The organism is Allocoleopsis sp. (assembly GCF_036703385.1).
In the GTDB taxonomy this organism is placed as follows: Bacteria; Cyanobacteriota; Cyanobacteriia; order Cyanobacteriales; family Coleofasciculaceae; genus Allocoleopsis.
This window is the reverse complement of record NZ_DATNPA010000394.1, coordinates 1-3449: the sequence shown is the minus strand read 5'-3', so window position 1 is coordinate 3449 and position 3449 is coordinate 1. Positions and strand designations below refer to the sequence as shown.

Genomic DNA, 3449 nt, shown 5'->3' with positions numbered 1-3449 from the left:
GAGATGCTGAATTCTGGTCAGTTAGTCATTTCAGCAGGACGCATTCGTGAGTATCAATCTTCAAAAGAGACGGTCTCAGTCACGGTTTGCGATCGTCATACAAAAACGAACACAATCTTGAATGTCAGTCGCGCGATCAATTGTACAGGGGTAGAAGTTGATTATCGTCACTCTGCTCAGCCTTTGATTGCAAATCTGCGTGCTCAGGGGTTGATTCGCCCCAATCCACTCGGCTTAGGATTGGATACAACTTCCAATGGTGCGGTATTAGATGCCAATGGTGCGGTTTCAACGCTGCTTTATACCCTCGGTAGCCCTCGCCAAGGAGATCTGTGGGAAACGATCGCAGTTCCAGAACTACGGAGTCAGGCAAAAATTGTTGCCCAGTCAGTGTTGCGATCGCTCCCAATCCGAGTTCGCCCGATTCCAACCACGCTATCCACAGAACAAGCCTTCAACTCAGGATTACCTCAGTCAACATTGTTGTTTCGGCAATTCTTCGATCCTGAATCGAGTACCTATACCTATCTAATTGCAGATTCTCAGACCAAAGATGCTGTACTGGTCGATGCGGTGCTAGAGCAAGTCGATCGAGATTTACAAGTTTTACAGGACTTGGATTTGACGCTTCGCTATTGTTTAGAAACTCACATTCACGCCGATCACATTACGGGAGCAGGAAAACTAAGACAGCAAACGGGGTGTCGGGTGATTGTACCTCAGAATGCTACAGCAAGATCTGCGGATCATTCGCTTGTCGATCGAGAAACTTTAACGGTTGGGTCAGTGGAGATTCAAGCCATTTCGACACCGGGACATACCAACAGTCACTTATCTTACTGGGTGAACAACATTTACCTATTAACTGGTGATGCCTTGTTGATTCGAGGTTGTGGCAGAACAGACTTTCAGGGGGGCGATGCAGGGACTTTGTACGATACAGTGACACAACGGTTGTTTACCCTGCCAGACAGCACGCTGGTCTATCCTGCTCATGACTATAAAGGGCGCACCGTTTCAAGCATTGGTGAAGAAAAACGCTTGAATCCTAGATTTGTTGATCGAACTCGCGAACAGTTCATTACCCTCATGAATCATCTGGGTTTAGCCTATCCCAAGAAGATGAAAGAAGCGGTGCCTGCCAATGAATACTGTGGGGACTTTATCCCTCAAGCCAGTTTAGATGCAGTTATGAGTTTCATTAGTGCTGAAGATCGGGAAAAACTCGAACAAACGCTCTCGACAAATGCTGAAATTTATAATGATTATTTTGCGATGTACATTTGATGGTTGTCATGTCTCAAAGAAACAAAACATCTGAACTCGAACAAGTGAGTACAGGTCAACTCCTCAAAGGGATGATTCTCAATAAACTGAGCTTCGTTGCAGCGCCGTTGTATCTATTTGGGCAGTTCTTTGAAGGGAAAACTACCGAGCATTTGATTGGAGAGGGAGTCAAGCCAGAACATTTAAACGATGACCGCTTGGGACGAACTTTGGACAAAGTCTACCAAGTGGGAGTGACTTCAGGGGGCGACAAGCGCCCTAGAAGGCTTCCTGTATCAGCGGAAGTACTTCTTCATCAATGAAAGCGGAATGTCATCAACAAATTTGCCTTTCATGGATGGATCTTTGTGGGCTTTTCGCAATGCGAGTGCGGCGCGTTCGACCTCGGCGGTGCTCCAATTGCCTTTCTTTTGTGGGTATGCCCACGCGAGAAATTGGGTTACTTTTTTGTTGTATTGTGGGTGAGCTCTGCCTTTTTTGATGTGTGCCGGTCTCAAACCCATTTTAACCGGCTTACGATGAATTGGGTATTGTTTTGGTCGTTTTCCCGCAGGGAGCATAATACCATTAGCCGGGGAATTAAGTAACGTCAGAGGCATATTATGGGCTTTAAATACCGCCTTAGGTATCAAATGCTGTGCCTCACGTCCTGACTTCCATTGTTTAAACCCCATCGGCTTTGGCTTGAGGTTGTACCGCGATTGCGCTAGCTTTGTTGAATCACCACGCGAGCTTGCGCGTGCAGATGGATGACGCGGAATTGACCGTGTTGATGCACGTCGTTGTAATGTTGAAGCAGTCGATCGTGCAGCATGTGCTGCCTTTGGGACTTTCGATGCGACTTTTTTAGCGGCGGGGACTGCTTTTCGGGCAGCCGATACGCCTCTAATTATTGCGGGCAAAAAATAGTCAGCCTCGTATTCATTCTCAAATTCACCTTCGTACTCGAATTCTTGTGTTGGGCGAGATCGCACAAAGAGAATTGCACTTTGCTTGCTATCAATTGGCTGAGTCAAAATCTGATACTTTCTTGTCTTGCCAACTGCTGTGAAAACTTGAGTATTTTGACCAGAGCTTGAATGAGCCGCATTGCTGACGACTTGAGCGATAGCTCGAACAACGGCGGCTTCATGGCTTCCGTTCAGATTGTTCTGAACTAGATTGTGTAATCCCGTTTGTTGCAGATTCGACACGATCTTTGCAAGTCCAGAACGAGTCAATCGCAATGTGTAACCGTCTCGTGTTTTTCCTTGCCACAGGACAGGAGCAGACTTTGAAGTTGTTGGAGCAAACATATTAGACATCTCCGAAAATACCCATACCTTGTTTATTTGGCTTTTCTACTTGCAAGCCTGTTTCTTTTATTTCTAAACGCTACGAACAGTAGTGGGTTTAACTGGTGAGCTATGGGGTTTTAGTTTTATGTAGTCTGCTACACCTTTTTCCAAATAATTTACTGTCGCTAATTGATGAATTCTATGAATCTTTTTCTTCAGAGGCTTCCATACTCTTTTTACCGATGCGGGCTTTGCGTAAACCTCCCATTGTTCCACGACTAGGGTTTTCTCTAAGGTTTTTGAGGTTAACATGGCCATTTATCCTTTCATTCAAGATTGATGAATTCACGCTATCTGTAATAGGATTGAAACTTACGCAACCCTGTTCAAATTAACAGCGTTCGCGCACTTGACTCGATCTATGGCGATCGCCCAATCTTGTAGGAGCTTTGAAAGCATCTTTTAAGCAGGCGAAAGTTCAGATTATTTAGGTAGTTGGAATGGAGGGCGATTGCTTCCGGTTTTTGCTGAATAGATTAAGCGATCGCCATAAAGCTGTAACCTTTGTATTCGTTCTCGCACTCGCCCTCGTATTCGCCTTCGTACTTAAATTCATTCAACAATTATTGAATCGGGTGCGATCGCTCCTTATTGCAGCAACCTATCAATCACAGTTGGACAGGTGACAGTTCCAAATTGTTCAGCGATCGCAGTCAATGTCGATCGCAATCGACCAGGAAATCGGGTAGCGAGGCGGGCTGTATTGGCGTTTGCTTGTTCGTAGTTAGTGCGATCGCGGTGGCTCCGGAAACTTTGACACCAATGACCCCAACGACGACCCCGACGACCCCGACGACCCCGACCATCGCGACTGCTGCTGCGTTT

The 3449-nt window shown here is 46.0% G+C and carries 3 protein-coding genes and 1 pseudogene; 2 read left to right on the top strand and 2 right to left on the bottom strand.

Annotation, left to right across the window (positions count from 1 at the left end; genetic code table 11):
- Nucleotides 1-1287, top strand: a 1287-nt coding sequence (locus V6C93_RS19515) for an MBL fold metallo-hydrolase (RefSeq protein ID WP_333478334.1), incomplete at its 5' end; no start/stop codon positions are given.
- Nucleotides 1288-1325: 38 nt separating this feature from the next.
- Nucleotides 1326-1526, top strand: a pseudogene (locus tag V6C93_RS19510) (DUF4277 domain-containing protein); the annotation flags it as partial.
- A gap of 36 nt (nucleotides 1527-1562) precedes the next feature.
- Here the strand turns inward: V6C93_RS19510 and V6C93_RS19505 are convergent.
- Nucleotides 1563-2582: a hypothetical protein gene (locus V6C93_RS19505; RefSeq protein WP_333478333.1), complete on the bottom strand. Its 1020-nt coding sequence runs from the start codon at nucleotides 2580-2582 to the stop codon at nucleotides 1563-1565.
- A gap of 630 nt (nucleotides 2583-3212) precedes the next feature.
- Nucleotides 3213-3449, bottom strand: a 237-nt coding sequence (locus V6C93_RS19500) for a hypothetical protein (protein WP_333478332.1), incomplete at its 5' end; no start/stop codon positions are given.

Bases quoted from the DNA above. Each gene is read 5' to 3' on its own strand.
- V6C93_RS19505 (WP_333478333.1), bottom strand. From the start codon at position 2,582: ATGTTTGCTCCAACAACTTCAAAGTCTGCTCCTGTCCTGTGGCAAGGA.